The 5,641-nt window shown below is 55.9% G+C and carries 7 protein-coding genes; 3 read left to right on the top strand and 4 right to left on the bottom strand.

From position 1 onward, the window contains the following. Both WC488_04320 and WC488_04315 read left to right on the top strand, forming a co-directional pair. Positions 1 to 487: hypothetical protein (locus WC488_04320; protein MFA5077625.1), on the top strand; the 487-nt coding region annotated here is incomplete at its 5' end. 9 nt (positions 488 to 496) lie between these two features. Beyond that, positions 497 to 1,033, top strand: coding sequence for a cob(I)yrinic acid a,c-diamide adenosyltransferase (locus tag WC488_04315; protein ID MFA5077624.1), 537 nt, complete (start codon positions 497 to 499; stop codon positions 1,031 to 1,033). A gap of 54 nt (positions 1,034 to 1,087) precedes the next feature. Here WC488_04315 and WC488_04310 read toward each other — a convergent pair whose 3' ends face one another. The 3 genes from WC488_04310 to WC488_04300 are packed head-to-tail and all read right to left on the bottom strand — an operon-like array spanning position 1,088 to position 3,688. After that, positions 1,088 to 1,735 carry a hypothetical protein gene (locus tag WC488_04310; protein ID MFA5077623.1) on the bottom strand — a complete coding sequence of 216 codons (648 nt, stop codon included), beginning with the start codon at positions 1,733 to 1,735 and terminating at the stop codon, positions 1,088 to 1,090. Beyond that, positions 1,726 to 3,039 carry a glycosyltransferase family 2 protein gene (locus WC488_04305; GenBank protein MFA5077622.1) on the bottom strand — a complete coding sequence of 438 codons (1,314 nt, stop codon included), beginning with the start codon at positions 3,037 to 3,039 and terminating at the stop codon, positions 1,726 to 1,728. The genes WC488_04310 and WC488_04305 overlap by 10 nt, the downstream gene beginning before the upstream one ends. Positions 3,040 to 3,082: 43 nt before the next feature. Beyond that, complete coding sequence (locus WC488_04300; GenBank protein ID MFA5077621.1) at positions 3,083 to 3,688, bottom strand: hypothetical protein; 606 nt, start codon at positions 3,686 to 3,688, stop codon at positions 3,083 to 3,085. A 215-nt stretch (positions 3,689 to 3,903) separates the two neighbouring features. On the opposite strand from WC488_04300, the gene WC488_04295 reads away from it, so the two are divergent. Next, positions 3,904 to 5,142, top strand: a complete 1,239-nt coding sequence (locus WC488_04295; protein MFA5077620.1) for an argininosuccinate synthase — start codon at positions 3,904 to 3,906, stop codon at positions 5,140 to 5,142. Between the two features lie 16 nt (positions 5,143 to 5,158). Here the strand turns inward: WC488_04295 and WC488_04290 are convergent. Beyond that, the coding region (locus WC488_04290) for a hypothetical protein (protein ID MFA5077619.1) at positions 5,159 to 5,641 on the bottom strand (483 nt) is incomplete at its 5' end.

The raw sequence follows: 5,641 nt of genomic DNA, 5'->3' as shown, positions 1-5,641 counted from the left end.
CATAACCTCCTGCCTCCTGTTCGCGCTGTATTTCTTCTACTACATACTAACCAACGTGGTGCTCAAGGGCAGGAAGGGCAGGATAGAATACCTCCTCCTGGTTCCAGTGTACCTGGCGCTCATGTACTTCATAACTTCCACCGGCATTTTCGGGCCAGTGTACGTACTCGTGGTCGGGACGCTCCTGCTTTCCTCGATGCTGTTCATGGTGTACAAGGAACCTGTGATGGAATCGCTCGCGAGAAAGGTGAAGCCCTCGGAAATAGAGGACGGGGACCTCGCGGCCCCTGAGCTCATGCCAGAGCTGGTGAAGAAATACGGCATAAAGAGGCTGCTCGATTCAGCGGAAATAGCGCGCCTGAAGAAGCTCAGGGTGAAGGAGGTTTACGTGTACAAGGAGCTGCCGCCGTTTCTCCCGTTCGTTCTCGGCGCGCTCCTGATAACCGTTGCAGTGGGGGACCTGCTCACATATTCCATAACCTTGTAGGTGGCGCTTATGAAAATTTACACCAGGAGGGGCGACGGCGGCGAAACTACCGTAATAGGGGGCCGCGTGGTCGCGAAGGACGATGCGAGGATAGAGGCGACTGGGGAGATAGACGAGCTCAACTCGGTGCTCGGTATAGTGATAGCGTTTTCAGACGACCCGGAGCTGAAGGCGAGGCTGTCCAAGATACAGCGCACGCTCTTCGTGGTGGGCTCGGACCTCGCGACTCCCGAGGGGGAGAAGATAGCGATTCCACGCCTCTCGCCCCAGAAAGTGAATGAAATCGAGGAGCTGATAGACAAAACCGACGCCGAGCTGCCAAAAATAACCAGCTTCGTGCTTCCCGGCGGGAGCAAAACCGCGTCGCTCATGCACCTCGCGCGCGTAATTTGCCGCGAAGCCGAGCGAAAAGTGATTGCACTCAAGAGGCAGGAAGGCGTGAACGACGCCATACCGGTTTACCTGAATAGGCTGGGCGACCTGCTCTTCGTGTTCGCAAGGAGCATAAATTACAAAAAGAAAGTGCCTGAAACTCTGTGGAGATGACCAACTGCAACGGGCAAGAAAAACCCGCCGCCCGCGCGCAGTCGCGCCTCTTTTTCAGCACCCTATTAGCGCCTTTATCCTGCCCGTCTCCACCATGCCATCGTACGTAGCGTCCCGTATCACGAGCGAAGGCGTGCCGTTTATGCTGTAGTATGTTTTGAACGCCCGTATCATGGCCAGGTCCTCTGAATCGGCCGGGAATGCGAACACCCTCGCGTTTTCGCACTCAGCGCGCACGGTGTCCAGGACCCTTCCCTGCGCGTAGCAGGACGGGCAGTCGCCGTACGTCTTGTAAAAAAACAGTATCGGCTCCAGCTCATGGTCGCTGCACACCTGCGTGTACTCCCTGAGCATCAGGTAGAACCTCATGTTTGCCAGGAAGTACCTGCCCCTGAGCTGGTCGTACTTGGTGAACACCGTGCCCTTGTTGGTCTCCAGCTCCTCGTAAAGCTCAAGGGCGTTCTGGCCGCTTCCGTCCAGCTGGTCCCTGAGCACCGCGCAGGTGGACTCGCTCTGGTTGTGCGTCTGGATGAAAAGCGAGAACAGGAGCGCGCTCTCAAGCTCCTCGTGGAACTCGTTCAGCTTGCTTTCCGTGCTGGTGTAGCTCTGGGACTCGATGCTGTATCCCACGTACAGCGAGGCCGCGAAAAGCGCTATCGTGACCAGTGCCGCCTTCAGGAGTATCTGGTTCTTCACTTCCATGTGTAATCACTCCGGTTTACCTCCTTTAAGAAGGTTATGCAGTAGAACAGCGAAATGAGCGGGCCGTACAGCAGGAAGAACAGGAGTATGGTCGGAACGTCCCGGATTCCTATGCTCCTGCCAGCGATGGCATAGCTTAGGTACACCACCAGTACCAGCGGGCACATGAGCATGAAGCCCATTATCACCGCGGACGCGCTCACCACCAATCCGGCACTTCCTATGGAAAACGGCACGCCCACTGCGAGCGTGGTCCATGCGTACTGGGCGCTCCACACCAGCTGGGTGAGGGTTATGTAAGCGAACGAGAAGCTGAGCGCCACGCCGGTAAATTCCCCTGCGAAGGAAAACGGGACCACGAGCGTGGAGAAAAGCCCGTACTTCGGGTTGAACAGCACGTCCGAATGCTTCTGGACGTTGTAGAACTTCCCCCTGTACCAGCGTATCCTCTGCTTGAGCAGGCTCACTATGTCCCCGGGCACCTCAGTGTATATCACGGCGTTGGGCGTGTGCCCTATCCGGTACCCGTTCTTCCTGAGCCTCCACACTATTTCCAGGTCTTCGGTTATGTTGCGCTCGTCGAAACCCCCGACTTTCTCCAGCGCGCTTTTCCTGAAAACCGAAGTCGGGCCAGGAGCGACCGATATGGCGTCCAGGAAGTGCACCCCTATCTGGAAGAAGCCGAACCCGGTCAGGAACTCTATATCCTGAAATTTCTTCAGCAGATTATCCGGATTCGCGACTTTCACGAAGCACGACACTACCCCGATTTCCTCGTCTTCCATGAGCACCGAGACCGCCTCTGCGAACGCCTCGGGCTCAGGATATGAATCGGAATCCACGCATGCCACGACTTCGCCCGTGGCGCTCTTGAGCGCGGCGTTTATGGCGCCGGCCTTGCCCTCGTTCTTTTCCAGCGCGAGCAGCCTTATTCCCTTGGCTGACCCGAGCAGCTCCCTGGAGCCGTCCGTGCTCCCATCGTCAACGACAATGACCTCCATCTTCCCCGGGTACACGGACGCCTTTACTGCGCCCAGGGTCTTGAAAATCGTGGATTTGGAGTTGTAAGACGGTATTATCACGCTGAGGCGCGGCAGGCTCTTCCTACCGCTTTTCCCGTAGCTGCCCGCTGCGCCGTAGGCAAAAAGAATCACGATTATCAGGGCGAGCGCGAACGTGTTCGGTATGACCATCAGCCAGAAGTAGTTCCCGCTGCGTATCACCATGCCGACCATCACTCCGATGGCGATTATCACAAGAAGAGTGAGCGCAGGGCGTGGCTCCCCCTTGACATTCAGGCTCATAGTGCGTTTTCTCTTAACTATTTATAAATTCCTTCTCCAGTCCCTACTTCCCGGCGCCCCCGCCCTTATGCCCGGCCTCCCTTTTCGTTCTTCTCTCCCACTCCTCCTTTATCCTGCCCTTCAGGTATCGTATGAGCCTGGAGAAAAGCCCTGGCCCCTCCTTTATGCGGTACTTTATGTGCGGCGGCCGCTTCACTCCGCTCTTCTTCCATTCCCTCACCTGCTGGTTGAAGCACACCTCGCAGAATTTGTGGTCGGTGACCACATAAACTATGTCCAAATCCCCCTTGCACTTGTCGCACAGGTAATCCTCCTTCTGCCCGGCTCCGAACGGCCCTGGTTCCGAGGGGTGTCCTCCCTGGGGTTCCCCGCCCGGCCGCATGCCTTCGTCGCCGCGGTACTCCCCGCGCTCCCCTGGCTCCTGCCCCCTATGCTCTCTTGCGCGCTCCCCTCTTGTCTCCTCGGCGCGTTTTTCCTCATCCCTTATGTCCATTATGCAATACGGGCAGTAAGTCTGCCCCCTCCACTGCTGAAGCTCTACTTTCGGGAGATACATCCTGCAGCGCCAGCACTGGTCGTTGGTCTCGTAGAACCTGCACGTGTCGCAGTACTGTCCTTCGCATTCCCTTCCGCAGCGCAGGCAGTTCATGCATTTGAATCGCCCGGCCGCTTAATTAACCTATTCAATCTCAAAGCCCGGCAAGTCGGAATATTCGGCGCGCATGGGGTTCCATGCTTTGAAAAACATCATTTGTTTCATTTGTAACACTGCCCGGTCAAATTGTGGCATTTAAATCTCAACATTAAAATACTAGTTAAGGAAGAACACCCCTATCAAAAAATCTGTTCAGATGAGGTGTTTTCTTGAGCAAATTGGGCAAGGTGGTTTTAGCATATTCGGGCGGTTTGGACACGTCATGCATACTGAAATGGCTCGTGGACAAGGGATATGACGTGGTGGCGTTCATCGCCGACGTGGGGCAGAACGAGGACTTGCAGGCCGCGAAGGAGAAGGCGCTCAAGGTGGGCGCGTGCAAAGTCTACATCGAGGACCTGAAGAAGGAATTCGTGACTGATTTCATATTCCCTGCAATCAAGGCGAACGCGATTTACGAGGGGCGCTACCTTCTCGGGACTTCCCTGGCGCGTCCTGTGATAGCCAAGAAGCAGATGGAAATCGCCGAGAAGGAGAATGCGGAATACGTTTCGCACGGCGCGACCGGGAAGGGCAACGACCAAGTCAGGTTCGAGCTCACGTACCTTGCGCTCAACCCGAAGATAAAAGTCATAGCGCCGTGGAAGGACCAGGAATTCCTGGCGAAATTCCGCGGCCGCCCGGACCTCATAAACTACGCGAAGGAGAAGGGGATACCGATAAAAGCCACGCTGGACAAGCCGTACAGCACCGACGCGAACCTGATGCACATCAGCTACGAATCCGGCATCCTGGAGGACCCGATGACTGCTCCAACAGAGGACATGTTCGAGTGGACCAAGTCCCCTAAGGAAGCCCCTGACAAGGAAACCAGCATCGAAATCCATTTCAAAGATGGAATTCCGGTGAAGGTTGCGAACAAGGAAGACGGGACCGTGAAGACTGACCCGCTCGAGTTGTTCCTATACCTCAACAAACTGGGGGCGGAAAACGGGGTCGGAAGAATAGATATTGTGGAAAACCGCTTCGTAGGGATAAAGTCCAGGGGCGTTTACGAAACCCCGGGCGCGACCATTTTGCGCGCAGCGCACATGGACATTGAAGCCATAGCGATGGACCGCGAAGTGCTCAGGCTCAGGGACATGCTTGCACCCAAATTCTCGGAACTGGTGTACAACGGGTTCTGGTTCAGCCCTGAAATGGCGTTCCTCATGGCTGCGATAGACGAGAGCCAGGATGTCGTTGACGGAGTGGTGTACCTTTCGCTCTACAAGGGCAACGTCACGCTCAAGGGCAGGAAATCCCCAAGCTCGCTCTACGACCAGGACCTCTCCAGCATGAACATCGCAGGCGGGTTCAACCAGCAGGATTCCATAGGGTTCATAAAAGTGAACGCAATCCGGCTGATGGCGCACCACGCGATAATGCAGAAGATGAAGAAGAAGTAAGCCTGGGAACGCGCATTTACTGGCGCACTGCCTGGAGCGCCGCTTTCGTGGGTGGTACTGCCGGGGTCTGGCAAGGGAGTATGCGGACGTCCTCCCCAATCTTCAATTCCATATCTATTCCATCCTGCATGCGTTCCAGCTCCGACTCCGGGACCTCCACTACCCAAAATTCGCGAACGGACGAAGCAGTCATCCATGTGCTAGGGGACAGAGACAAAGACCCACCGACGGAGAAGTAGACTGGTCCGACGTATGGCAGCGTGTCTTTCCTTAAGAGTACCTTACCGCTCCCGCATTGGATATATTCTCCGTCGAGCGAGAATTTATCAACGAGCATTATCCGCCCAGCCTCCACATCTATCCCGAATTCCTCTTGCCCCACCCGTACATAATCCGAGTCGCATACATCGTTTACGAGGAGGGCAACGTTCGTCCTGCCCTTAGCCGGCCCTGCTGGCATCCGGACAGTCACATAACCCGCCTTCATCACAATTTTCTC

The organism is Candidatus Micrarchaeia archaeon, from assembly GCA_041650355.1.
Lineage (GTDB): Archaea > Micrarchaeota > Micrarchaeia > Anstonellales > Bilamarchaeaceae > JAHJBR01.
The sequence above is the reverse complement of the archived record's forward strand: the minus strand, read 5'-3'. Positions and strand labels throughout refer to the sequence as shown.

Bases quoted from the DNA above. Each gene is read 5' to 3' on its own strand.
- WC488_04305 (MFA5077622.1), bottom strand. From the start codon at position 3,039: ATGAGCCTGAATGTCAAGGGGGAGCCACGCCCTGCGCTCACTCTTCTT.
- WC488_04300 (MFA5077621.1), bottom strand. From the start codon at position 3,688: ATGAACTGCCTGCGCTGCGGAAGGGAATGCGAAGGACAGTACTGCGAC.
- WC488_04315 (MFA5077624.1), top strand. From the start codon at position 497: ATGAAAATTTACACCAGGAGGGGCGACGGCGGCGAAACTACCGTAATA.
- WC488_04310 (MFA5077623.1), bottom strand. From the start codon at position 1,735: ATGGAAGTGAAGAACCAGATACTCCTGAAGGCGGCACTGGTCACGATA.